The organism is Mesorhizobium sp. USDA 4132 (assembly GCF_056279545.1).
Genome location: NZ_JBWCCP010000001.1, coordinates 3,691,621 through 3,714,390, shown reverse-complemented (window position 1 = coordinate 3,714,390; position 22,770 = coordinate 3,691,621). Strand labels below are relative to the sequence as shown.

The 22,770-nt window shown below is 61.6% G+C and carries 21 protein-coding genes; 10 read left to right on the top strand and 11 right to left on the bottom strand.

Annotation, left to right across the window (positions count from 1 at the left end; translation table 11 throughout):
• Nucleotides 1–57: 57 nt before the first annotated feature.
• Nucleotides 58–273, bottom strand: coding sequence for a hypothetical protein (locus tag ACZ9IU_RS18855; RefSeq protein WP_038545737.1), 216 nt, complete (start codon nucleotides 271–273; stop codon nucleotides 58–60).
• A 187-nt stretch (nucleotides 274–460) separates the two neighbouring features.
• Nucleotides 461–676, bottom strand: coding sequence for a hypothetical protein (locus tag ACZ9IU_RS18850; RefSeq protein ID WP_038545733.1), 216 nt, complete (start codon nucleotides 674–676; stop codon nucleotides 461–463).
• Nucleotides 677–813: 137 nt separating this feature from the next.
• Between ACZ9IU_RS18850 and ACZ9IU_RS18845 the strand changes: the two genes are divergently transcribed.
• Both ACZ9IU_RS18845 and ACZ9IU_RS18840 read left to right on the top strand, forming a co-directional pair.
• Entirely contained in the window at nucleotides 814–1,515 is a 702-nt protein-coding gene (locus ACZ9IU_RS18845; RefSeq protein WP_498957801.1) for a glycosyltransferase family protein, read from the top strand.
• The gene (locus tag ACZ9IU_RS18840; protein WP_498957605.1) at nucleotides 1,415–1,930 is read left to right on the top strand and encodes a glycosyltransferase family 4 protein; all 516 of its coding nucleotides are present in this window, start codon (nucleotides 1,415–1,417) and stop codon (nucleotides 1,928–1,930) included. Before ACZ9IU_RS18845 ends, ACZ9IU_RS18840 begins: the two co-directional genes overlap by 101 nt.
• Here the strand turns inward: ACZ9IU_RS18840 and ACZ9IU_RS18835 are convergent.
• Complete coding sequence (locus ACZ9IU_RS18835) at nucleotides 1,927–3,351, bottom strand: lipopolysaccharide biosynthesis protein (RefSeq protein WP_157885170.1); 1,425 nt, start codon at nucleotides 3,349–3,351, stop codon at nucleotides 1,927–1,929. The two genes, ACZ9IU_RS18840 and ACZ9IU_RS18835, sit on opposite strands and share 4 nt — an antisense overlap.
• 128 nt (nucleotides 3,352–3,479) lie before the next feature.
• Between ACZ9IU_RS18835 and ACZ9IU_RS18830 the strand changes: the two genes are divergently transcribed.
• Entirely contained in the window at nucleotides 3,480–4,673 is a 1,194-nt protein-coding gene (locus ACZ9IU_RS18830) for a glycosyltransferase (RefSeq protein ID WP_080719216.1), read from the top strand.
• Nucleotides 4,674–4,722: 49 nt separating this feature from the next.
• Entirely contained in the window at nucleotides 4,723–5,496 is a 774-nt protein-coding gene (locus tag ACZ9IU_RS18825) for a polysaccharide deacetylase family protein (RefSeq protein WP_038545727.1), read from the top strand.
• A gap of 20 nt (nucleotides 5,497–5,516) precedes the next feature.
• On the opposite strand, the gene ACZ9IU_RS18820 is transcribed toward ACZ9IU_RS18825, so the two are convergent.
• Both ACZ9IU_RS18820 and ACZ9IU_RS18815 read right to left on the bottom strand, forming a co-directional pair.
• Nucleotides 5,517–6,293, bottom strand: coding sequence for a WecB/TagA/CpsF family glycosyltransferase (locus tag ACZ9IU_RS18820; RefSeq protein ID WP_051899825.1), 777 nt, complete (start codon nucleotides 6,291–6,293; stop codon nucleotides 5,517–5,519).
• 1 nt (nucleotide 6,294) lies between these two features.
• Complete coding sequence (locus ACZ9IU_RS18815) at nucleotides 6,295–7,602, bottom strand: O-antigen ligase family protein (RefSeq protein WP_051899824.1); 1,308 nt, start codon at nucleotides 7,600–7,602, stop codon at nucleotides 6,295–6,297.
• Nucleotides 7,603–7,885: 283 nt separating this feature from the next.
• Here ACZ9IU_RS18815 and ACZ9IU_RS18810 point away from each other — a divergent pair, with 283 nt between their 5' ends.
• Nucleotides 7,886–8,983 carry a glycoside hydrolase family 5 protein gene (locus tag ACZ9IU_RS18810; protein WP_051899823.1) on the top strand — a complete coding sequence of 366 codons (1,098 nt, stop codon included), beginning with the start codon at nucleotides 7,886–7,888 and terminating at the stop codon, nucleotides 8,981–8,983.
• 5 nt (nucleotides 8,984–8,988) lie between these two features.
• Here the strand turns inward: ACZ9IU_RS18810 and ACZ9IU_RS18805 are convergent, their stop codons facing one another.
• From ACZ9IU_RS18805 to ACZ9IU_RS18785, 5 genes are all read right to left on the bottom strand, one after another.
• The gene (locus ACZ9IU_RS18805; RefSeq protein ID WP_498957599.1) at nucleotides 8,989–9,525 is read right to left on the bottom strand and encodes a GNVR domain-containing protein; all 537 of its coding nucleotides are present in this window, start codon (nucleotides 9,523–9,525) and stop codon (nucleotides 8,989–8,991) included.
• Between the two features lie 64 nt (nucleotides 9,526–9,589).
• A complete protein-coding gene (locus ACZ9IU_RS18800) occupies nucleotides 9,590–10,633 on the bottom strand; it encodes a Wzz/FepE/Etk N-terminal domain-containing protein (RefSeq protein WP_498957597.1) in 1,044 nt (347 codons plus the stop codon).
• 107 nt (nucleotides 10,634–10,740) lie between these two features.
• On the bottom strand, nucleotides 10,741–12,699 hold the full coding sequence (asnB, locus tag ACZ9IU_RS18795; RefSeq protein WP_038545724.1) for an asparagine synthase (glutamine-hydrolyzing): 1,959 nt from the start codon (nucleotides 12,697–12,699) through the stop codon (nucleotides 10,741–10,743).
• Nucleotides 12,700–12,804: 105 nt separating this feature from the next.
• Nucleotides 12,805–14,178 carry an FAD-containing oxidoreductase gene (locus ACZ9IU_RS18790; RefSeq protein WP_038545721.1) on the bottom strand — a complete coding sequence of 458 codons (1,374 nt, stop codon included), beginning with the start codon at nucleotides 14,176–14,178 and terminating at the stop codon, nucleotides 12,805–12,807.
• A complete protein-coding gene (locus tag ACZ9IU_RS18785; RefSeq protein ID WP_038545718.1) occupies nucleotides 14,175–14,651 on the bottom strand; it encodes a DUF4126 family protein in 477 nt (158 codons plus the stop codon). Before ACZ9IU_RS18785 ends, ACZ9IU_RS18790 begins: the two co-directional genes overlap by 4 nt.
• Nucleotides 14,652–14,932: 281 nt before the next feature.
• Between ACZ9IU_RS18785 and ACZ9IU_RS18780 the strand changes: the two genes are divergently transcribed.
• From ACZ9IU_RS18780 to ACZ9IU_RS18760, 5 genes are all read left to right on the top strand, one after another.
• Entirely contained in the window at nucleotides 14,933–16,759 is a 1,827-nt protein-coding gene (locus ACZ9IU_RS18780; protein ID WP_080719213.1) for a sensor histidine kinase, read from the top strand.
• A complete protein-coding gene (locus tag ACZ9IU_RS18775) occupies nucleotides 16,756–18,126 on the top strand; it encodes a sigma-54-dependent transcriptional regulator (protein ID WP_038545713.1) in 1,371 nt (456 codons plus the stop codon). The genes ACZ9IU_RS18780 and ACZ9IU_RS18775 overlap by 4 nt, the downstream gene beginning before the upstream one ends.
• Before the next feature lie 211 nt (nucleotides 18,127–18,337).
• Complete coding sequence (locus ACZ9IU_RS18770; protein WP_038545710.1) at nucleotides 18,338–19,321, top strand: tripartite tricarboxylate transporter substrate binding protein BugD; 984 nt, start codon at nucleotides 18,338–18,340, stop codon at nucleotides 19,319–19,321.
• A 185-nt stretch (nucleotides 19,322–19,506) separates the two neighbouring features.
• Nucleotides 19,507–19,968, top strand: coding sequence for a tripartite tricarboxylate transporter TctB family protein (locus ACZ9IU_RS18765; protein WP_038545707.1), 462 nt, complete (start codon nucleotides 19,507–19,509; stop codon nucleotides 19,966–19,968).
• Between the two features lie 9 nt (nucleotides 19,969–19,977).
• Nucleotides 19,978–21,483, top strand: coding sequence for a tripartite tricarboxylate transporter permease (locus ACZ9IU_RS18760; RefSeq protein ID WP_038545704.1), 1,506 nt, complete (start codon nucleotides 19,978–19,980; stop codon nucleotides 21,481–21,483).
• 75 nt (nucleotides 21,484–21,558) lie between these two features.
• Here the strand turns inward: ACZ9IU_RS18760 and ACZ9IU_RS18755 are convergent, their stop codons facing one another.
• Nucleotides 21,559–22,611 carry a LacI family transcriptional regulator gene (locus ACZ9IU_RS18755; protein WP_038545701.1) on the bottom strand — a complete coding sequence of 351 codons (1,053 nt, stop codon included), beginning with the start codon at nucleotides 22,609–22,611 and terminating at the stop codon, nucleotides 21,559–21,561.
• Between the last annotated feature and the right edge of the window lie 159 nt (nucleotides 22,612–22,770).

The following is a 22,770-nucleotide window of genomic DNA, read 5'->3' as shown; positions in this document are numbered from 1 at the left end:
GTGAAGCGCTGAAGCGGAATAGGGGCCAGCCGCGGCGGTTGCGGCTGGCACGAAATATCAGGTTCTTATGGGTGCATCCGGGTCCAGATAGACCTGCAGATCTCGTGGATCGCGCACACCCTGTTGATAAAGCTGAATCATCTGCGCTGCGAGATTGTTTGCGGCAAGGCTGCCGCCGACAAGTCCGCGCTCTGCACAGATTTTGTCGAACAAGCGTTGAAGGAATGCCAATTCCGTCGGTTCGAAAGTATTGGTCAGGATTGCTGCGTTCATATTTTCAGCCTCCCAAAAGGTGGCGAAAGCGCTTCCTGTCTTCCAGTCGCCAGCGCGCTATTTCTCCTATGCCGGTGATAGCTAAAGACTACTACTTCTCTTCCACTTTGCAAGGCGGAAAGCCGAATGGCGCCCTCTGCTGAGGCTCAAGATCCTTTCTCAAGCAGTCATGAATGTAGGCGCTTATTCAGTCGCTGAGATGATTCGCCTCGTGATCGTGAAACTGCTCGGTCTGTACCATTTTGCTGTCCAGTCCGCGTTCCCTCGAATGCTGCGCCTTGTCGCGGTTTGACAGCACTTTGTTTTCAGGAAGAGTCCTCTTGTCGATGTCCGTCATGGCGCCGTTGCCGCTGCTTTTTCCCTGCGTTCCTGCGCCCATCCGTTTCGAACTGGCTTTGGCCATGGGATCTGCCTCCTGTTTCTGTTTTGCTCATCAGGCAAAACCGCGCAGGAGAGTTTTTGATCCGCGAAAAATCGGATAGGAGGAATGTGAATGATCTCTCTTCACAGATTTTAAGATTTCAGCCCTAGGTTCCGGTCATGAGGCACGAATTCAGCTCCGCTTTTCCAGAAGCTGCCGATACGCTAAATCCTTCGGGGATGCGGATCCTCCAACTCGTCACCCATGACAAGATGGGTGGCGTGCGGACACTTGTGCAAATGGTCGAAACCGGATTGCATGCCCGGGGTTTCGACGTGCAGACCCTGCCTCTCGATACCGGTCATGGGACGGTCGCCACGCTTCGCAATCTTGCGCACCTCGGATGGTCCATCCTCTCCCGAAAGTACGACGCGATATTCACCTATCAGGCGGCAGCCTCCGTCTTCGGCGGATTCCTCGGCTTTCTCGGCCGTGTGCCTGTGCGCGCTGCCCATCATACCGCAGCGCCCGAGGGTATTCGCCGGCATTGGAAAGCGCTCGACTGGCTGTTCGGCTCGACGGGAATCTTTACCCATTTCGTATCCAATTCCGTATCGACCAGCGCTTCGTTCGGCAAATGGCCTGCGGTCTACCGGCGGCGGTTCATTCTGATCCCGCACGGTGTCGATCCCATTCCGCCAGCGCGTGCAGCGGTCGACTGGCGGCAGCGCCTTTCCATTCCGCCGGACGCATTCGTGCTGGTCGCGACTGGGAGGGCTGGTGGATCAGAAAGATCATGGCGTATTGGTGGAGGCGCTCCGGCTGCTGCCGGGAATGTACCTGATCATCGCCGGCGATGGCCCCAACCGCATGGCGCTTGAAGACAAGGCGTGCGCCCTCGATGTGGCTGAGCGTGTCCATCTGGTGGGCTCCATTGATCGGGATGAGCTCGGTGACATCCTGGGAGCCGGCAATATCTATGTGTTTCCCTCGATCTGGGAGACTTTCGGCCTTGCAGGGGTTGAGGCTTCGATGGCTGGTTTACCCGTTGTTGCGTCCGATCTCCCGGTTCTGCGCGAGGTGCTTTGCATCGGCAACGGTCATGAAAACGCATCCATGACGCGGTTCCATCCGCCCTGCGATGCGACCGCTCTTGCCGATGCGGTCAAAGACCTCGCTGCGAATTATCCGGACGCGCAGCTTCGCGGCGATTTCGCGCGATTGCATCGCGAGCATCATAGCCGGGAGCTGATGCTGGAGCGGTATACGAATTTCCTGCGCTCCGAGGCCGGCTAGCGCCGTCGCGGATAAAAACGCTGAAGCAGCGAACGGGCATCGAACAGGTTCCAGCGCAGGGCGATATAGGCGCTGGCGATGCCGATCAGCACGAAGTTGACGGCGCTTGCAGCCGGCTCCGCCGCCACGAACTGGACACCCTTACCGACGGCCACCAGAGCTATGCCCAGCGCCAGCAGCAGGCTGCCCCGCGGCAGGTCGAGAGGCATGCGCAGGTTTCCGGACGCGTAGATCAGGCAGATCAACAGCGCCGCCGCCTGCCCGAGCGTGAAGGCAATGGCGGCGCCCATTGCGGCATATGAAGGGATCAGCAGGTAGCTCAGCGTACCGGTGACCGCCAACATTGCGACGGACGCGACCAGTTCCAGGTTCGTTGTCCCGCTGAAATAAATCACCTGGCCGAAATAGTGGGAACGCATGACGAGAAGCGCATTTGCGACGAGCAGGATCGGCATGATCTGGGTGACGACCGGCAGATAGCTCGGAGCCAGGAGGACCGCAAAGACGACGTCGCCGAGCAGGATGAAGGATACCGTGCCGAAAATGACGATATAGCACTGGGTAATGAAGGCGCGCTTGAGGGTATGGCGCGCGTCCGAGCCCTTTCCCTCGGTGTGAAGGTTCTTGGCGCTTGAAATATATCCCGCGCTGATCGCCTCGGCCAGGACCAGGAAGGTCTGCTTCATGAGGTCGAGCACGGTCCCGTAAGGTGCGACGGTGCTGGTGTTATAGAGGCCGGCCAGGAGCAGCCGGTCGACATTCATGGCGGCCGCGGAGGCGCCGAAGGCTATGGCAAGCGGCCATCCGTAGCGCCACATCCTGCGCACGTCGCTGCTTCGCGGCCAGACGAAGCCGGATGCCCATATGGTGCGGCTGAAATGCCGGAAAACCGGCACGGAACCCAGGGCGTAACCCAGCCCTACGCCTGCCAGCAGCGCGCCGGGCGTCTCGAATTCAAGAACTGCGATGCAACCGAATATCAGGGAGAAGACGCTGCGGGCGATGGTCGCGATGGCAACAAGCCGGACAAGAAGGTGGGCGCGGCTGATTTCCACTGCGACAAAATACAAGGTGAAGCAAACCACCAGCAGGCTGCTGCTGGCCGCGACATCGGCATGCAGTGTCCCAAGCAGGTAGAAGAGGTATATGGCGCCGATCGCCGGCAACATCACGACCCCTGAAACCAGCAGTAGCGCACCGGCGAGCCGATCGGCTTCCCTCGGGTCGTATCGTCCGAAATGTGCGAATACGATCCACTGGACGCCGAGGCTGTAGACCATCATGCAGATCGAAAATCCGATAATGTACTGGCCGTAAACGTCGGCGCTGGTCACGCGCGTGAAGATGGAGACCGACACGAGATTGATGATGGCCGAGGTCGCCCGCGAGGCTAAATACACCGAGGCATGTCTATCGCTCAATTTCGTCGCCCAATAATATGCATTTGGTCAGAATTAACCGCTAACCCTCTAGGGTAGGCCGGATCGTTGCCGGGAGTGATGCAGATCCTTCCTTAGCAGGAACAAACGCAATAATCATAGGGCATGTGATGATTATGAATAGCTCTCGGATTGTTGATCCGATCGCAGCCCGGATCTGTTTTCTCGTTCGTGGTTTCGATGGCGGCGGTGCTCAGCGTGACGCCATCCTGCTGGCGAACGAATTGCAGGCCCAGGGATTTCCGAGCGCAATCGTCACGCTTCAGAGTTCGGGTCCCTTGCGGGACCTGATCCGCGCAGACGTTCCCGTCATCGATCTCGGCAATGGCCGCAAATTGCGCCTTGCCTTCGCGCCGGCTGCATTGAGACGGTTGCTGGTCACGGCCCGCCCCAGGGCGCTGGTGTCTTCCGAGGCGGCGGCGAATGTTCTGGTGATCCTGGCCTCCCGAGGGCTTGCGAAGGAAACGCGGCCGTCGATCGTCTTGCGGGAGGTGGCAAGCCCCCTGCAGGCGCGAACGGGTGATCCCTACTGGCAGAACCGGCTGGCCTACAGGCTGATCCGGTTTGCCTATCCGCGCGCCGATCTCGTGCTGACGCTGACGGCGGGTGCGCGAAACGATCTCATCGACCGTTTTGGAGTGCCGGCGGCGAAGGTCGCCAATCTTGGAACCAATGCCGTTCTGACACCGCAGATGCGGCAGCGGATCGGACAACTTGGCCGCTCGCCGGAACCGGGCCACATCGTCTCGGTCGGCAGGCTCTCCCCGGAAAAGGGATATGCGACGCTGATCGAGGCTTTCGCGCAGCTCAGGAGGATGCGCGCGGCGCGGCTGACGATCGTCGGGGAAGGCGATGAGCGCGGTAACCTCGAGGCTTTGATCGAAGCCTTGGATCTATCGCGGGACGTCAGCTTGCCGGGACACAATCCGGACCCGTTGTCAGTCGTGTCGCAGGCTTCGCTTTTCGTATCGTCCTCTTCGCACGAGGGGCTGGGGAATGCCCTGATCGAGGCCATGGCCTGCGGCGTGCCCGTCGTCGCGACGGATGCGCCCTATGGTCCGCGCGAGATCCTGAAAGGCGGAGGGCTTGGACGGCTGGTGACGGTCGGCGACGCGGCCGCGCTTGCGCAGGCCATGGCCGAGACACTCGACCACCCGCTTGAAAGCGCAGTTCTCCAGGCCCGAGCGGCGGAATTCAGCGTCGAGAAATCGGCCGAAAGGTTCATCCATCTTCTTCAGGCCGCAGGGATAGCGGGAAGTGCCATTTCTGCGGTGCCTGAGGTTGAGACAACCGTAAGTATTTGAGGTTATGTTTTCAGGCTCTGGGAGATCCGATTGCAATGGATGGGGGTAGATGAAAAAGCCGAAACTCTGGGAAATGTCCGGTTCGGAGATACTGGCAGGCGTATCCCGCAAGATCGGGCGGCATGTCTATTTTCGCCCGCACCTGTTGAAACTGGATGCACCCGTCGTTGCTTTCACCTTCGACGACTTTCCTGTCTCGGTCTTCGAAAATGCGGCGCCCGCTCTTGAGGATGCGGGCATGCTCGGCACGTTCTATCTCGCGAGCGGCCTGATGCAGCGCGTCGAAAACGGCCAGCTGATCGTCGATGAGGAGATGGTCGCGACGCTTTCGGACCGGGGACACGAGATCGGCGGCCACACGCATGGCCATATCAACGTCCAGAAGACGCCGCGTCGCGATCTGATGGCCGATGTCAGGCGGAATGATGAAGAGATCGCCCGGATCGTCGGCTCTGCAAGGCCGGTTTCGTTCGCTTATCCTTTCGGGATGATTTCGGTTCCGTCCAAGCTGGCGCTGATGCATCACTATCCGGGCCTGCGGGGCATCAAGGTCGGCACCAATTCCGGCCTCATCGATCTTGCGCATCTGAAAGCGCAGGAACTCTATGACTGCAGCAACAATTCGTCGTCGATCGACAGGATGCTGGACGATGTCGAGCGGCGCCGCGGCTGGCTGATCTTCTATACCCACGATGTGCGCGAGGATCCGACAAATATCGGCTGCTCGCCGGCTTTCTTCTCGCAAGTGGTCGACAAGGTACGCCGGCGCGGCATCAAGGTCGAGACCGTGATTGATACGCTGAAGCGGATCGGCGTCGCCTGAAAGGGCGTCCTCCCGCGCCTCTAACGCCGGTCGGCCGTGAGATCCTTGTACACGGCCCAGCAGAACGCCCAGGACGTGATGAAATAACGCCGTGCCAGGCGACGCGGTTCTGTCGCGACGCGCCAGAGGAATTCCAGCCCAGCTTTCCGCAGGAAGACCGGAGCACGCGATTTGACGCCGGCATAGAAGTCGAGCCCGGCGCCAAAACCGAAGCCGTAGCAATCGGGAAGATCGGCGCGGTGCCTGTCCATCCAGATCTCGGACTTCGGGGCACCGATGCCGAAGAAGATATGGGTCACCCGGTTTTTCCGGAGCTTGGACACCAATTCCCGGCCAAACACCTCGTTCCGCTCGAAGGCCGGCGGTGCCGTGACGATGACGTGTTCGGAAAAGCCGAGCGCGCGCAGTTTTTCATCCAGGATAGCAGCGGTGGTTTCGCTCGAGCATAAAAGCAGGGGCCGGTGTATGCCCGGCTTCAGGCGCTCGATGATCTCGGGAAACAGATCGGCGCCGGTGATACGGCCGGGGACGTCGAGCCCACGCAGCCGCGCATAGAGGAAGACGGGAGCTCCGTCGACAGTTGTCAGCCAGGCCTTGTCGTAGGCGGCCTTGAAGGCGGCATTCCTGTTCAGTTGCACGATGTGATCGAGGTTGGCGGTCACCAGCAGTCGCAGGCCTTCTCCGGCAGGAACCGGTTCAGTGACGATGGCATCGACGATCCTGCCGGCGTCCCAGGTGGAGAACTCGATGCCGAAGACTGAGGTTCGCCGTTGTTTTGCAGGTGCTTGCTCAGACATTTCAGGCGTACGCTGGTCCATAGGCGGGCTCGGCCTTCCTGGAGGCTATGATGCGGTAGCGGGCCTGGTAGCCAAGGCCGAACATGGCAACCATCATCGTGAACCAGATCGGTCCCGACCGTGCGAGGAAGATGCTTTCGAGGCAGGCCAGAAAGATCGAGAAAAGCCAGATCCTCAAAAAAAGCCTGGTGAGCGGCGTGAAATTCTTTGCGGCGTCGATTGCCGCCAGATTTTTAAGGGGAGTAGCCAAGACCCATATCACCATCAATATCAATCCCGGTATGCCGGCGTTCATGGAGGCATCGACATAGGCATTGTGGGCATCCACCGCGCGCACGGCCCAATTCAAGGTGCGCATATCGCTGTTGACGAGGCTCTCTGCGCCCCAGAACGAGCCGAAGCCATAACCGGTGATCGGATGCTGTGCAATAGCATCAAGCGCCAGCCGCCAGATATCGGCGCGTGCCGTATAGGTGGTGTCGATCCCCGTTGCTGCGACGATCTCCCTCAGTGGCGCAATCGTCGACACGCCGACAGTCGCCAGATTAAGCAGGCCTACCCCACCGAAGACGACGGGAATGCGGATCCAGCGCCAGCGCTCGAAGAAAATACTGAGGAGGAAGATGCCCGGCAGCATCGCGGTCGAAGTCTTGGCACCGGTCTTCAGCAGGAACAGGCAGCTTGCCACGATCAGGAGCAGCCCGATGATCCGAGACCAGGCCGACATCAGGTAGATGCCGACGAAGCAGGAGAGCGCCATGACGACGCCCGTCTCATTCTTCTGGACGTAAATTCCCTTCCAGCGCCCCGCATGCTGGGGTTCGAGAAAATCGGTCAGCTGATGGATGGCGAGGCTCGGGAGAAACAGCACTCCGAAATAACAAAGGCCGACGATCAGCATCACGCCGCCGCCGGCCAGCCTTGCAAACTGGTTTTCGCCCTTCGGCAGCATCAGAAATGCGTTGGCGCTGATGCAGACGGTCAGCGCAATCAGAACGCGCCGCACGGCCCCGAGAGGATCCACGGAAAGCGCCGCCGTCAGAAACAGCCATCCGAATACGAGCGTCAGCAGCAGGCGGGGCTGGAAGATGACGCTCCGCACCCTCGGGGTCATCGCATAGACAACCACGATCAGGAACAGCATATAGGCGAGCAGCTGGCTCCAGAGAGCTGGCTTCGCCAAAGCCGGATTGACGCTGGTGTCGACGAAAGGCGTCAGGGTGATCCAGTAGAAGCACCCGACACAGCAAAACAGTAGCGTTGCGCCAAAATTTCCAGAAGACGCAACTTCGTCCGTGTCTCTCGCCATCCATCCGCCGCCGCGTTCTCTTCGCGCGCGAATCGTAACAGAAACCGCCGAATCTCGCCAGCATCCATATCCCGGCAACGGCTGCTGCGAGGTTCGTCGAGAGCGATTGGGCGTCTGGTTTGGAGGGCCCGCGACGCGAAAGTGCGGCCGTGTGATATTCCGGGCGTTCATCATAACCGGATAAACTTCCGCCCGGTTGCTTGACCTTACCTGCGTCGAACCGGACTTTGCCCGTCATGAAGCAATCCGACGGCGCTCTTTTACAGACGACTGGAGATCTTGAATGCTGAGGATGGTGGCGCGGCTTGCCGGATCTCTGATGCTGATGGCGCTCGGGATTGCCGGTGCGCAGGCGCAGAATTTCGTGCTGAAACCATTTTCGGACGCCCGCGCGCCCGAAATCGCCGGACTGACCGCGGCCGATCAAGCCAAGGCGCTGGGGCGAGGGGTCAATTTCGGGGGAACGCTGGAGGCGCCGAGTGAGGGCGCCTGGGGAGGGCGGCTTTCCACGGAGCTGTTCGCGGCAGTCAGGGAGGGCGGGTTCCAGACCATTCGGCTGCCAGTCCGTTTCAGCAGCCATACGGCCGTCTCGGAGCCCTACAAGCTCGACGAGCCTTTCATGAAGCGCGTCGACTTTGCGATCAACAACGCACTGTCCCGGGGTCTCAATATCATCATCGACTTCCACCATTATCATGAGATGGATGGCGATCCTCTGGAGGCGGAGGAGGTCGCGATCGGTGTTGAGAAGAGCCGCGAGCGTTTCCTGTCGATCTGGGAACAGCTTGCACGGCGATATCAGAGCCTGCCCAACGACAAGGTGCTGTTTGAGATCTACAACGAACCGCACGGCAAGACGGAGGAGGTCTGGAACGATTTGCTCGCCCAGGCGCTTGCGATGATCCGCAGGACAAATCCCCACCGCTTCCTGATTGTCGATCCGGCAGAGTGGAGCACTGCCTGGGGGCTAAATAAGTTCGCAATCCCAGCCGACGACCGCCGCCTGATCGTCACCATACACAACTACGCACCGTTCAAATTCACGATGCAGGGCGCAAGCTGGATCGAGGGATCCAGGCCCTGGCTCGGCACGGCCTGCTGCGAAAAGGCGCAGATCGAGGAGATCAGGACGCCTCTCGACATGGCGGTCGAGTGGGGGAAAAAGAACGATCGGCCGATTTTCGTCGGTGAATTCGGCTCCAACTCGCTCGCCTATTATCCCGACCGGGTGACCTATACCCGGATCATCCGGGAAGAGGTCGAGAAACGCGGCATGAGCTGGGCCTACTGGGATTTCGCGTCGCACGAATTCGGCCCCTGGGACCCGACCACCAAGTCGTGGCTGCCGGAACTGCACGAGGCGCTGGTTCCGAAGAAGTAGAAGCTTCAGGCGAATTCGCGGCCGGCTTCGCGCATATGGCCGAACAGGCCGAATGTGAGTGCCATCAGCACGCCGAAAACGGCGCCGGCGAAAGCGCCGCCGACCATCAGCAGCAGCGAGCTTGGCGGCCAGCTCTTCGATTGCGGCGGCACCGGCGGCGAAATCACGCGGACATTGCTGGTATCGATCTGCTGACGTTCGCTGATCTGGTGCGTTCGCGACAGATAGGTTTCGTAGACGGCTGCCTTGGAACGGGCATCCCTCTCAAGCTCGCGCAGGCGCACCTGGGCGTCGTTTTCGGTAAACACGGTCGAGCGCGAGGCGTCGGATTTGCGGCGCAGTTCCTGAAGAGCGTTGTTTGCCTGATCGACATCGGTCTTGACGGACTGGAGAAGACGGGCAGCTTCCTCTGAGATCGCGCGATCGACGGAGGCAAGTTCAGACTGCAGAGCGACTAGGCGCGGGTGGCGGGCGCCATAGACGAGCGTCATCGAGCTGATCTGCTGCTGCAAGGCGCTATAGCTGGCGCGCAGGGTGACCATGGTGGCAGAGTCGAAGACAGCCGAGTTCGCAACCCGCCTGTCGGCATAGGCCGCCTGCAGCTGCTTATAGCGAGTATCGGCCTGAATCAGCCGTTGCTGGGCGTCGAGAACCTGGGTGTCGAGCGCGCCGGAAATACGGGTGCTGGTGAGTTCGCCGGCCGTCGATTGCAGGTCGTTCTGGCGCTTGAACTGCTCGACCTTCTCCTCGGCTTGCGTGACGGAACGGCGCAGTTCGTCGAGCCGGCTGTTGAGGCCGATTGCAAGCTGGCCGGCGCTGGCCGAGGAGGATTTGAACAGTTCGCCTTCGAAGGCCGAGACGATCGCGTTCGACAGCTTGATCGACTTGTCGACGTCTCCCGTCCATACGGAAAGGACGACGACGAACGCAGCCGTCGTCGCGGGTCGCGGTAATCTGCTTTTCGAGTTGCCGCAGGACGCTCAGCTGCCTGTTCTCGGGCGCGGACGGCGACGAAATGAGGTTGCGCAGGCCGTCGAGCCGTCCGGGGCGGTTGAATTCCGGGTCTTCCGTGAGGTTGAGATCGTTGATGACCTTGGTCAGCACGTTGCGAGACGTCAGTACCCGCAATTTGCTCTCGACCTCCAGAAGCTGGGAATCCCGCTGCGGGTTGGCGGAGAAGACGTCGTCGGAAACGACGTTGAGGTTGGAAGGATCGATGATGATCTCGGTGCTGACCGTATAGCGCGGCGAGGCAATGGCGGCGTAAAGCAGCGCGAGCACGGCGCCGAGGATCGCGGCGGCAATGATCCGCAGAAAGCCCTTGCGCAGCCAGCGGATGATATCGGTGAACTGTATCTCCGTCAGGCTGTGAAGCTGTGCCTCGATCCGTTTTTCAAACGGAATGTCCTCGTATCGCATCCGGTCGTCATCTTCCCGTTCATAGGCGGGCGGATGGCGATGATAATCCGAACGGGGTCGATAGTCAGGTGCCGAAGAAGGACGAGGCTGATGGCGTGCCGGGGGGCGTTCTTCGGGCTCTTGTTCTTCTTGGATCGGATGGTCCAGGAGGGAGTTCTGGTATTCGCTGCGATGACGCAACGCCCGGGCCGATGCCGACCGCCGAGTATGTGGCTCCTTCGGCTCGTACATGGACTACCTCCGCCCTCCCGCCACAGCGAAAGAACCTACAATTGGACACACTCTGGCGATCATGCCGAATTGACGTGAATTTTAAGTTAATTGAAGATTTTCAAGAGCTAATAAGCAGCCTTGCGAACGGGATGCGCCTCGTCCGCGGCGGACCGGGTAAAACCCTTCAGCCAGAGCTGGGTGGACAGTATGCCGACAAACGCGGCGTTGTCGCGAAACCCGGAGACCGGGGCCAGACTGCATTTCTGATGGAGTTTTGCAACGGCCTTCGGATTAAAGAGGCCTGAGGCGGCGATTGCCTGCTCGCCAAGCATCTCGCCGACATAGGCCTGCGCGTTGTTGCCGGTGAAGGAGCGGCTGTCGGGCGCGCGGTAGGGCTGTTTCGGACGTTTGCTGATGGCATCCGGCAGCAGGTCCCTAGCGACCCGGCGCAGGATATGCTTTTCGTCGAGGCCCTTGAGTTTCATGCCCGGCGTCAGGCGACTGGCAAATTCCACCAATCGGTGATCGAGAAAAGGGAACCGGCCTTCGATCCCATGCGCCATCGCCATGCGGTCGCCCTGGCTCGACAGGATATAGCCGGGCAGCAGAAAACGGCTTTCGAGATACTGAGCCTGATGCAGCGGATGCCAGCGGCCGAAGTTTTCCGGCAGGCGGGAGGCGAGTTCTTCGGCGGCATCATAGGTGCCGAGCGTGGCGCGGAGATCGTCGGAATAGAAGATCTTGGCGGCCGCCGTCGAGCGGAAGCGCGGGCGATGCGAGAACAAGGGATCGTCGGCCGGATCGTTGCCGGCGCCGAAGAAGGCGGCGAGATATTCCGCTGATTGCTGTCTTAGGCCCGGCAGATAGGGATAGAGCTTGCGGAAAAGATGCGGCCGCATCTTCGATCCTGGCTGGCGAGCACAGAAACGGCGCACCCGTGCCTCGCGAAAAATGTCGTAGCCGGCGAATACCTCGTCGGCGCCTTCGCCGGTCAGGACGACTTTCATGCCGGCGTCGCGAACAAGACCCGAGAGGCGGTAGAGCGGGGCAGGGGCGGTGCGCAGGACCGGCCGTTCGGTGAAACGGATCACATCCGGAAAACTTGCGGCGATATCGGCCGAGCCGCTGGCGACGGCGTGGTGACGGGTGCCGAGCGCTTCTGCGACCTGTCGCTGGAAGGCGCTTTCATCGTGTTCGGCATCGTCGAAGGTGACCGAGAACGTGTTGAGGCCATTCGGAGCCATCGGTGCGGCGAGCGCCGCGATCAGCGAGGAGTCGAGCCCGCCGGAGAGATAGGCGCCGACCGGCACGTCGGCGCGCATGCGCAGCCGCGTCGCATCGGTCAACAGCGCCCGCAACTCCTCTTCCCGAACGGACTGATCGGCTTCGAGATGATCACCCGCATCCGGGAAATCAAGCACCCAATAGGGCCGGGTTTCAGTCCGGCCGTTCTGGGCGATCATCAGATGGCCGGGTTCGAGCTCGAAAATGCCCTTGAAGGCAGTGCGCGGCGGGATCGGCGTCCAAAGGGTAAAAATCTGGTCGAGGGCGATTGGATCGAGTTCGGCCTCGATACCCGGCATCTGAAGCAATGCCTTGATCTCCGAGGCAAAATACAGCGAACCCTTGTGCTCGGTATAAAAGAGTGGCCTGACCCCCATCCGGTCGCGGGCGAGCATCAGCCGGCGCTCGCGGTGATCCCAGATCGCGAAGGCATAATCGCCGTTGAGGCGCGAGAGACAGGCTTCGCCATAGGTCGCGTAAAGCTGGAGCAGGACTTCCGTATCACTGCCGGTGCGGAAGGTGAGGCCGCGCGCCTTCAACTCGTCGCGCAGTTCGACATAGTTGAAGATCTCGCCGTTGAAGACGATGGTAAAGCGGGCCTCGGCGTCCGTCATCGGCTGCTGGCCGTCGGAAAGCCCGACGATCGACAGCCGGACATGCGTAAGGCCGATGCCGGGAGCGGCGAACACACCTTGTCCGTCCGGTCCGCGATGGGCGATCGCCTGCGCCATCGATGACAGCAGTGCCTCCGGATTTCCGGAACCGTGTGCCTCACCGACGAAGCCCGCAAAACCGCACATCTGTTTCCATCATCAACAGGGACACTGATGCCTCCGGTCATAAATGGAAATGCTTGCCGGCCGCTTCAGGCGGTCGATAAAATTGTAATCGTGTCCAAAAGAGGCTCAGATCGGCTTCATGCCGAGCACCACGGTCGGCCAGAATTCCGAGACCGTCGGATGGATCGGCACCGCCCAGCGCAGCGTATCGTAGGTGGCGCGGGCATTCATCATGTCGAGCACGCCGTGGATGGACTCGTCGCCGCCGGTACCGAGAATGGCGGCGCCGAGGATTTCGTGCGTGTCCGCATCGGCCACGAATTTCATCAGGCCCTGCGTTTCGGCCTTTTCGACGGCGCGGCCGACCTTTGCCATGGGCTGCCGACCGACCAGGACTTTCCGGCCGGATTTCCGGGCCTCTGCCTCGCTCATACCGACACGGCCGAGTGGCGGGTCGATATAAAGCGCGTAACCGACCAGCCGATCGGAGACCTTGCGGTTCTCGCCGTCGAAGAGGTTTGCGGCGATGATCTCGAAGTCGTTATAGGCGGTGTGGGTGAAGGCGCCTTTGCCGTTGCAGTCGCCCATCGCCCAGATGCCCTCGACATTGGTCGAGAGATCGTCGCCGACCTTGATGTAGCCCTTTGCGTCCAGTTCGACGCCGGCCTTGTCGAGGCCGAGATCGTCGGTGTTCGGACGGCGGCCGACCGCGAGCAGAACGTCGGAGCCGATCACTTCTGGAGCGCCTTGGGTGCAGTCGACGCCGACGGCAACGCCGTCCTCATGCTTTCGGAACCGGATGCACTCAGCGCCGGTGCGGATATGAATGCCTTCGGCTTCGAGGATCTCGCGGATCGCCTGTGAAATATCTTCGTCCTCGCGGCCGACAAGGCGCGGGCCTTTTTCGACGACGGTGACCTCGGCGCCGAAGCGGCGGTAGATCTGGGCGAATTCCAGCCCGATATAGCTGCCCCCGACGATGACAAGATGTTTTGGCACCCGGTCGAGCATGACGATATCGCTATTGGTCATGTAGGGCACGTCATCGACGCCCAGGAAATCTGGGATTGCGGCACGGCCGCCGACGTTCAGGAAAATCTGCGGCGCGGTCAGAAGTTCGTCGCCGACGCGGATCGTGTTCTTGGTTTCGAACCGGGCATGGCCGCGGATCAGCGTGCAGTTCGGCATGCCCTCGAGCCAGTTCTCGTTACTGTGGCGCGAGTCGAGCGTCACCTTGTGCGAACGCCGCATGACGGCCGGCATGTCGATCTTTACCGGGCTGTCGAGCACCACGCCGTAGTCACTGCCGCGGCGGGCGACATGGGCGGCATAAGCGCTGGCGACGAGCGTCTTGGTGGGCTTGCAGCCGGTATTGACGCAGGTGCCGCCGACATGTTTGCGCTCGATGATCGCAACCGTCTTGCCGGCGTCGTTGAAGCGCCCTGCGAGCGAGGGGCCTGCCTGGCCGGCCCCGATGATGATGGCGTCGAAGGTTTTCATACCGCGGCCGCGACAGGTAGGGACGCGACGATGAGGTAGGCCGCGATGATCGCGACAGCGTCCTCGATGAAGGCGGCCGGGGGATCCTTGCCGAAGCTGGCGGCCAGCTTGCCGCGGACGGCGGCGCCACCATAGGTGCCGATCGCAGCGCCGATGATGCCGGCAATGAGGCCGACGATCCAGCCGCCATAAGGCGTGCCGATAGCTGCACCCGTGAGCGCGCCCATGATCAGGCGGGCGCCGAACTGCTGCGGCACTTTGCGGCTTGGGGTGGAGGGAAGCTGGTCGGTGACCAGTTCGACGACGGCAAGAATGGTGAAGATGCCAACGGCCCAGATGGTGCCCATGAAGGCGAGCCAGGAGCCGGAGAGATTGAGCCAGCCGAGATAGGCGGCCCAGGCGATTGCGGCAGGTGCGGTCATGGCGCGCAGGCCGGCGACAACACCGATCATAAGTGCGAGTAGATAGACCATTGAAACCCCCTTGTGGCTTTCCCCATTTGCGCCTGTGATCGAAGCACGATCAGTCGTGAAGTCAAGCAGCAGGTGGAAATTATCACGACGATACGAGGAATGCTTGCACGATCCGATCACGCACGCCGGCGCCTTCAAACACCTGTAGCGACCGTGATCCGACATGCCGGCTACATGCCAGCCCCATGCCGGAAGGATTTTATGGAAATCAGCAGTGCAGCGGTTAGAATGCCGTTTTCCCGTCAGCCCGGGCGGGAAATGAGCGGAGGAAACCGGACCTGTTGAGATATCGCATTCTTCTGCCGTTGGCCCTGCTTGCGGCGATCGGCGTTGCGCTGGTCTTCAAGGGCAGCGATATCCTCGCGCGGGGTTATATCGACGAGGCCGAGATCCAGGCGGGCACAACGCTGCGCCTGGCGGTGTCGGCGCTCGACGGCCATCTGAAGCGTTACGAGGCATTGCCGGCTCTGATCGCCGACCAGCAGAATATCGAGGCGCTGATCCTCGATCCGAAGAACGAGACGCTGCGGGCGACAACGAACACTTATCTCAAGGAGATCAATGGGGTTCTGAAATCCTCCGACATTTACGTGATGACCATGGACGGCGAGACGATCGCGGCCAGCAATTATGACAGCCCGGTCAGCTTCGTCGGCGAGAATTTCACCTATCGACCCTATTTCCAGGATGCGGCGGAGGGCCGCCAGTCGCGCTTTTATGCGCTCGGCACGACGTCTTTGAAGCGCGGCTACTATTTCGGGTCGCCGATCGAGATCGGCGGCGCCATCCGCGGGGTGATCGTCTTCAAGGTGGATATCGACAACCTCGAAGCCTCCTGGGGCGGCGGCGACGATCGGATTTTCGTGTCGGATCCCGAGGGCATCATCTTCATGACCGGCAGTCCCGAATGGCTTTATGCCAGCATCCTGCCGCTGACGCCCGACCGGATCGCCCGCACGGAGGCGTCGCGGCGGTATGCGGACGCCAGGCTCCGCGAATTGCCGGTCGAGCGCGGCAGCTTCGCGGGACGCGATGTCATGACCATCCGGGATGGCGGGGTCGAGAAGGAATATCTCGTCGTATCGCAACCGATGCCGGATGCCGGCTGGACCGTCAACGTGCTGATGGATACCAGCTCGGTCCATACCCAAGCAAAGACCGCGACGGTTGCAGCCCTTCTGACGCTCTGCCTTGCGGGTCTAGGGCTTGCCATCGTTCTTCAGCGCCGCGCGCGGCTCAACGAACGCCTGACGCTGCAAGCCGAGGCGCGCAACGAGCTCGAGCACCGCGTCGCCGAGCGCACCGCCGATCTCGCCCGCGTCAACAGCCGCATCGAGGAGGAGATCGCCGAACGGCGGCTCACCGAACAACGGCTGCGACAGACCCAGGCAGACCTCATCCAGGCCGGCAAGCTCGCCGGTCTCGGCCAGATGTCGGCGGCCCTGTCGCACGAACTCAACCAGCCGCTCGCCGCCGCCAAGACCTATGCGGAGACGACCGGCGTGCTGATCGATCTCGGACGGACCGACGAGGCGCGGGACAATGTCCGGCGCATTTCGGCGCTCATCGACCGGATGGCCTCGATCAGCCGACACCTGCGCAACTTCGCCCGCAAGCCGAACGAAAAGCTCGGGCCTGTCGCGCTCGACGATGTGATGCGCGACACGCTGGAGATCGTCGCGGCGCGCCTGAAGGCGGCGGATGCGGAGCTGGACATCGGGATCGATCCCGATATTCCCGCGGTGAAGGCAGGCGCGGTGCGGCTTCAACAGGTGCTGGTCAACATCATCACCAATGCCGCCGATGCCGTTGAAGGCCTTGACGACCGGCGCATCTCCGTCTCCGCCAGCCAAACGGATGGCAAGGTCCTTGTCTCGGTGCGCGATCGCGGGCCCGGCGTCGCCGCGGCTATTCACGAACGCATCTTCGATCCGTTCTTCACGACCAAAGGTGTCGGCAGGGGCCTGGGGCTGGGGCTGTCGATCTCCTACAACATCATCAAGGATTTCGGCGGCAGCTTGAGCGTTGCCGATCATCCGGAAGGCGGCGCGGTCTTCCTGATCGAACTCGAAGTTGCCGACGGCAATCTTCTGGAGGCAGCCGAGTGAGCGAGCAAAGGGTTCTGCTGGTCGACGACGAGGAGGAACTGCGCCGTTCGACGGCGCAGGCGCTGGAGCTTTTCGGCCTGTCGGTCCAGACCTTTTCCAATGCCGATCATGTGCTGGAGCTGACCGGTTTCGGCTTCGATGGCGTCGTCGTCAGCGATATCCGCATGCCGGGAACCGACGGCATGACGCTGCTTCAGAAGATCCGCGAGCTCGATGCGGAGATCCCGGTCATCCTGGTCACCGGTCATGGCGACGTGCAGCTTGCGGTCAAGGCCATGCGGGAAGGCGCCTACGATTTCCTCGAAAAGCCGTTCACGCCGCAACATCTCGCAGGCATCATCCGGCGCGCGCTCGACCGGCGCAGCCTGGTGCTGGAAAACCGCCGCTTAAGGGCCGTCGCCGGCAAGCGCGATGATGTCGAAGCTCGGCTTCCGGGTCGCACCCAGATCATGGTCGATCTTCGCTACCGGATTCGTGCCATCGGCGCCACGGATGCCGATACGCTGATCATCGGCGAAACCGGTGCCGGCAAGGAAGTGGTGGCACGGGCGCTGCACGACATCAGTTCGCGCGCCAACAAGCCCTTCATCGCCATCAATTGTGCTGCTCTTCCCGACAACCTTATCGAGAGCGAGCTTTTCGGCCATGAGGCCGGTGCCTTTCCAGGCGCGCTCAGGCCCCGCTACGGCAAGTTCGAACACGGCCGCGGCGGCACGATCCTGCTCGACGAGATCGGCTCCATGCCGGTCGACCTGCAGGCGAAGTTCCTGCGCGTGCTGCAGGAGCGGGTTATCACCCGGCTCGGCTCCAACGAGACCGTGCCGCTCGACGTGCGTTTTATCGCTACCAGCAAGGTGGATCTCGAAGCGGAAGTGGCGGCCGGCCGGTTCCGCGCCGACCTCCTTTACAGGCTCAATGTCGCGACCATCCATGTTCCGTCATTGGCACAGCGGCGGGCGGATATTCCGCTGCTCTTTCTCCAACTCGTGCGGGAGGCAGCGGCGCGGTATGGCCGCGAGGACCTGGACGTACCGGCCGAGGTGACCTCCGCCATCGCCCAGCGCGACTGGCCGGGCAATGTCCGGGAACTGCGCAATGCTGCCGATCGGCTGGTGCTGGGGCTCGATCCGAAGCCGGGCGAAACCGGCGGCGCAAAGGATGGGGCAGGGCGGCTCGCAGACAAGGTCGCAGCTTACGAGCGTAACCTGATTGCCGGCGAGATCGCCGCGCATGGGGGCGCGCTCAGGCCGGTCTACGAATCCCTCGGCATCTCGCGCAAGACGCTCTACGAGAAGATGCAGAAATACGGGCTGGACAAGAAGTTGCTCGGTCCGGAACACATGCTGCAGGATGACAGGGAGCGCTGATTGCGAGCTGCATGTGTGGAAATCCACCCATGCTTTTTGCGAATTGTTTCCGAATCCACCCATGCTGCGTCGCGGTATTCGCTGAAATGGCGCTTTGTGGCTTCCACAACGATTGCGCGTGCTCCGCGCCCTGCCGCAAATAGTGCTCAGGTTGGCGCCGGAGGAAATTTTGGGCGTCCACTGGTCCACATTTCATCCTGGAGGAGCCCCGATGAAAATCCTGAACGCCGTTATCGGCGCAACCGCTCTTGCGGCGCTTTCCCTTTTCGCCGCTTCCGCCAACGCCGCCGGTTATCCGGAGCGCCAGATCACCATGATCGTGCCGTTCGCGGCCGGCGGCCCGACAGACACCGTGGCGCGTCTCGTCGCCGAATCGATGTCGAAGGATCTCGGCCAGCAGATCGTCGTCGAAAATGTCGGCGGCGCCGGCGGCACCCTCGGCGCGGCGCGCGTCGCCAACGCCGAAGCGGATGGCTACACCGTTCTCCTGCACCATATCGGCATGGCGACCAGCGCCTCGCTCTATCGCAAGCTGCCCTATGACACGCTGAACGCCTTCGACTATGTCGGCCTCGTCACCGACGTTCCGATGACGCTCCTCGCCCGCAAGGACATGCCGGCGAACGACCTCAAGGGTCTCATCGAATATGCCAAGGCCAACAGCGACAAGGTGACGGTTGCAAATGCCGGCATCGGTGCCGCCTCGCATCTGTGCGGCATGCTGTTCATGAGCTCGATCAAGACGTCGCTCGTCACCGTTCCCTACAAGGGCACCGGTCCCGCGATGACCGATCTTCTCGGCGGCCAGGTCGACATCATGTGCGACCAGACCACCAACACCACGAAGCAGATCCAGGGCGGTACGGTGAAGGCCTATGCGGTCACCTCTCCGGAACGTCTCGGCGTCCTGAAGGACATCCCGACCGTCAAGGAAGCCGGTCTTCCGGACATGCAGGTCGGTATCTGGCATGGTCTCTATGCGCCGAAAGGCACCCCGAAGGATGCGGTCGACAAGCTCAACAAGGCTCTCAAGTCTGCGTTGAAGAGCCCGAACGTCGCCGCCCGCTTCGCCGAACTCGGCACCGTGCCTTCGCCCGACAACGACGTTACCCCGGCGGCGCTGAAGGCCAAGCTCGAGAGCGAAATCGCTCGCTGGAAGCCGGTCATCCAGGCCGCCGGCCAGTACGCGGACTGAGGTGTCCGTCGGCGGCCGTCCCTCATCCGGCTGCCGCCACCTTCTCCCCGTTCTGACGGGGAGAAGGGATATGCCGCACCGTTACCGCCATCCTCGGACGATGGATCGGGCACGTTCCCTCTCCCCGCAAGCGGGGAGAGGGAACCCCCCTCTGCCCGTGCCTCCTCCAGCCCATCGGAGACACCATGAATTCCTTGAAATTCGACACCGCCAATCTGATCTGCGGGCTGCTGCTGATCGCGACGGGCTTATTCTTCGCCTACCAGTCGTTCGAGCTCGAACTGGGTACGGCGCTGCGCATGGGGCCTGGCTATTTCCCATTCATCCTTGCCTGCGCGCTTGTTCTGTTCGGCGCGATCATCCTCATCCAGTCGATGCGGGTGGATGGAGGGCCGATCGGAGCGCTCGCCTGGCGCGGCATGTTCTTCATCCTGCCGGCGCCGATCTTCTTCGGCCTCACAGTCCGTGGCCTCGGCTTCGTGCCGTCGATCTTCGTCACCGCGCTGATCGCTTCCTTCGCCTCGGGCCGCATGAAGCCGCTCATGGCCCTGGTGCTATCGGCGGCGCTGACCCTCTTTTCGGTCGCCGTCTTCAGTTACGGCCTCGGCCTCCCGTTCCGCCGTTTCGGGCCATGGCTCGGTAATTGAGGTTGAGTGATGGATCTGTTCAATAATCTCGCGCTGGGTTTTGCGACAGCGACGTCGCTGGAGAACCTGTTCTTCTGCCTGATCGGCGTGCTGCTCGGCACCCTGATCGGCGTGCTTCCCGGTATCGGCGCCACGGCGACGATCGCCATGCTCCTGCCGATCACGTTCCAACTCGAGCCGGTCTCGTCGCTGATCATGCTTGCCGGTATCTATTACGGTGCGCAATACGGCGGGTCGACCACGGCGATCTTGATCAACATGCCGGGCGAATCCTCGTCGGCCGTCACCGCCATCGATGGCTACCAGATGGCGCGCAAGGGCAAGGCCGGCGCCGCACTGGCGATCGCCGCGATCGGCTCTTTCTTCGCCGGCACGGTCTCGACCTTCCTGGTGGCGATCTTCGCGCCGCCGCTTACCCAGATCGCGCTCAAGTTCGGAGCGGCGGAATATTTCTCGCTGATGGTGGTCGGTCTCGTATCCTCGATCGCGCTTGCCCACGGTTCGATCCTCAAGGCGCTTGCCATGGTCGCGCTTGGCCTGCTGCTCGGCCTCGTCGGTACCGACATCTATACAGGCACCCCGCGTTTCACGCTCGGCATTCGCGAATACGCTGACGGGCTGAATTTCGTGGCGGTTGCGGTCGGCGTGTTCGGCATCGCGGAAATCCTCCGTAATCTCGAAAACGAAAAGACGCGTTCGGTCCTGATGGCCAAGGTTAGCGGCCTGATGCCGAGCCGCGAGGATTTCAGGGCCATGGTCGGACCGGTCCTGCGCGGCACGGCCATCGGCTCCATCCTTGGCATCCTGCCGGGCGGCGGCGCGATCCTTGCGGCATTTGCTTCCTACACGGTGGAAAAGAAGGTTTCGAAACATCCGGAAGAATTCGGCCACGGCGCGGTCGCCGGCGTCGCCGGTCCGGAATCGGCCAACAATGCCGGTGCGCAGACCTCGTTCATCCCGCTGCTCACCCTCGGCATTCCGGCGAACCCCGTCATGGCGCTGATGGTCGGTGCGATGATCATCCAGGGCATCGTTCCCGGCCCGAATGTTGCGATCGAACAGCCGGCACTGTTCTGGGGCATCATCGCCTCGATGTGGATCGGCAATCTGATGCTTGTGGTGCTCAACCTGCCGCTGATCGGGCTGTGGGTGAAGCTGCTGACCATCCCCTATTACGTGCTGTTCCCGATCATCATGGCCTTCTGTGCCATCGGGGTCTACAGCGTCAATTCCAACGTCTACGATCTCTATGCCGTCGCCTTCTTCGGCCTCATCGGCTACGCGCTGGTGAAGCTCCGCTGCGAACCGGCGCCGCTGCTGCTCGGCTTCGTGCTCGGCCCGTTGCTGGAAGAGAACCTCAGGCGGGCGATGATCCTTTCGCGGGGAGATCCGACGACGTTCGTCACGCGTCCCATCAGCGCGGGCCTCCTCTTCCTCGCAGCCCTCGTCCTCATCGTCGTCTTCCTGCCGAGTGTGAAGAAGAAGCGCGAGCAGGTCTTCGTCGAAGAGGACTGAGAAGCCGCGGACAGCGCGGCGCTGAAACTCTTCGCATGACTTCCTGACGGGTCATGCGGACGGCGCTCCGGGCGGTCAAACCGTCTGGAGCGCCTGCAATTCGGCGATGGGGGCGGGGCCGGCAATCCGCTTTAGCAGCAGCTTGCCCATCAGCAGGCCCGCTTCTGTCAGATTCTCATAGATCGTCTCGACGCGGGGGCGGATCTGATCGAACAGGCCCGAAGTCTGCTTGGCCACCAGCCTGATATCCTGGCCGAGTTCGAGTTGGTGGTCGTAGACGGATGCCATGACGGCGAGCGCCGACACTTCACCACCGCAGATATAACCGTCCGGGCGCTCAGGCTCGGCCATCCGGCGGAACAGATAATCACGGATATCGTCCGACTTGCTGTCGAGCGTGACGCCCTTGGCGATCTCGAAGCCGACGCCTTCCTCGCGCACCGCCGTCATGAAGCCGTGACGTAGATGATGAGCGAAGGTGAAGCGCTCCGGCGGCAGGATGATCGAGAGCTTTCTCGCACCCGCGGCGATCAGCTTTTTTGCGGCCTTGTAAGCGAAGCTGTAATTGTCGTAGTCGACGAATGGGTGAGCGGTGGCAAGCTCGGTGCGGCCATGACAGATGAACGGAAAATTGTTCTCCATCAAAAGCTTGACTCGTTCGTCCGCCGGTTCGGTGCGGGTGAAGACGATGCCGTCGGCCATGCGGTTGCGCATGATGTGGCGCACCGGGTCGATCTGCGGCGTATCGGAAAAATGCGGCGTGATGACAAGATGATAGGCCGTGCCGCGCAGGGCTTCGGTCAGCCCGTTGATCATCGAGGTGGCATAACCGAGGATTTCCTCGTGCGGATCGAGGACCAGGCTGATGACATTGGTGCGGCCGGTGCGCAGGCGCTGCGCTGCCCGGTCCGGCAGGTAGCCGATATCGGCTGCGACCTTGCGGACGCGCTGACGTGTTTCGAGCGCGATCTGCGGCGCATCGGCAAGCGCGTGCGATACGGTCGTGACCGCAAGTCCCGTCAGTTCGGCGATCGTCTTCAAGGTAGGCTTTGCATCAACGCGGGGCTTTTCGGTTGCCCGCTGCGACTTCGCCCGCCGACCCTTGTCCCCCAGGTCTTCCAGCGACATATCCTCTTCTCCTCCGTTCCCGCCCAAAAACCGGAGCGAGCCTCATCTATATCGTTGCAAATCTTGCGGAAGTCGCCAGGGATTTTTCTCGGATCCTGAGTAAAAATGTGTCGATTACCGATTTTGCTAATTTTTTCCTCATGTTAAGTGGCGCCGATG

Coding starts and splice junctions, on each gene's coding strand:
- ACZ9IU_RS18845 (WP_498957801.1), top strand. CDS start 814: ATGAGGCACGAATTCAGCTCCGCTTTTCCAGAAGCTGCCGATACGCTA.
- ACZ9IU_RS18785 (WP_038545718.1), bottom strand. CDS start 14,651: ATGGTCTATCTACTCGCACTTATGATCGGTGTTGTCGCCGGCCTGCGC.
- ACZ9IU_RS18825 (WP_038545727.1), top strand. CDS start 4,723: ATGAAAAAGCCGAAACTCTGGGAAATGTCCGGTTCGGAGATACTGGCA.
- ACZ9IU_RS18800 (WP_498957597.1), bottom strand. CDS start 10,633: ATGTACGAGCCGAAGGAGCCACATACTCGGCGGTCGGCATCGGCCCGG.
- ACZ9IU_RS18770 (WP_038545710.1), top strand. CDS start 18,338: ATGAAAATCCTGAACGCCGTTATCGGCGCAACCGCTCTTGCGGCGCTT.
- ACZ9IU_RS18760 (WP_038545704.1), top strand. CDS start 19,978: ATGGATCTGTTCAATAATCTCGCGCTGGGTTTTGCGACAGCGACGTCG.
- asnB (WP_038545724.1), bottom strand. CDS start 12,699: ATGTGCGGTTTTGCGGGCTTCGTCGGTGAGGCACACGGTTCCGGAAAT.
- ACZ9IU_RS18790 (WP_038545721.1), bottom strand. CDS start 14,178: ATGAAAACCTTCGACGCCATCATCATCGGGGCCGGCCAGGCAGGCCCC.
- ACZ9IU_RS18765 (WP_038545707.1), top strand. CDS start 19,507: ATGAATTCCTTGAAATTCGACACCGCCAATCTGATCTGCGGGCTGCTG.
- ACZ9IU_RS18810 (WP_051899823.1), top strand. CDS start 7,886: ATGCTGAGGATGGTGGCGCGGCTTGCCGGATCTCTGATGCTGATGGCG.
- ACZ9IU_RS18850 (WP_038545733.1), bottom strand. CDS start 676: ATGGCCAAAGCCAGTTCGAAACGGATGGGCGCAGGAACGCAGGGAAAA.
- ACZ9IU_RS18820 (WP_051899825.1), bottom strand. CDS start 6,293: ATGTCTGAGCAAGCACCTGCAAAACAACGGCGAACCTCAGTCTTCGGC.
- ACZ9IU_RS18805 (WP_498957599.1), bottom strand. CDS start 9,525: ATGGTCACCCTGCGCGCCAGCTATAGCGCCTTGCAGCAGCAGATCAGC.
- ACZ9IU_RS18830 (WP_080719216.1), top strand. CDS start 3,480: ATGATTATGAATAGCTCTCGGATTGTTGATCCGATCGCAGCCCGGATC.
- ACZ9IU_RS18755 (WP_038545701.1), bottom strand. CDS start 22,611: ATGTCGCTGGAAGACCTGGGGGACAAGGGTCGGCGGGCGAAGTCGCAG.
- ACZ9IU_RS18815 (WP_051899824.1), bottom strand. CDS start 7,602: ATGGCGAGAGACACGGACGAAGTTGCGTCTTCTGGAAATTTTGGCGCA.
- ACZ9IU_RS18855 (WP_038545737.1), bottom strand. CDS start 273: ATGAACGCAGCAATCCTGACCAATACTTTCGAACCGACGGAATTGGCA.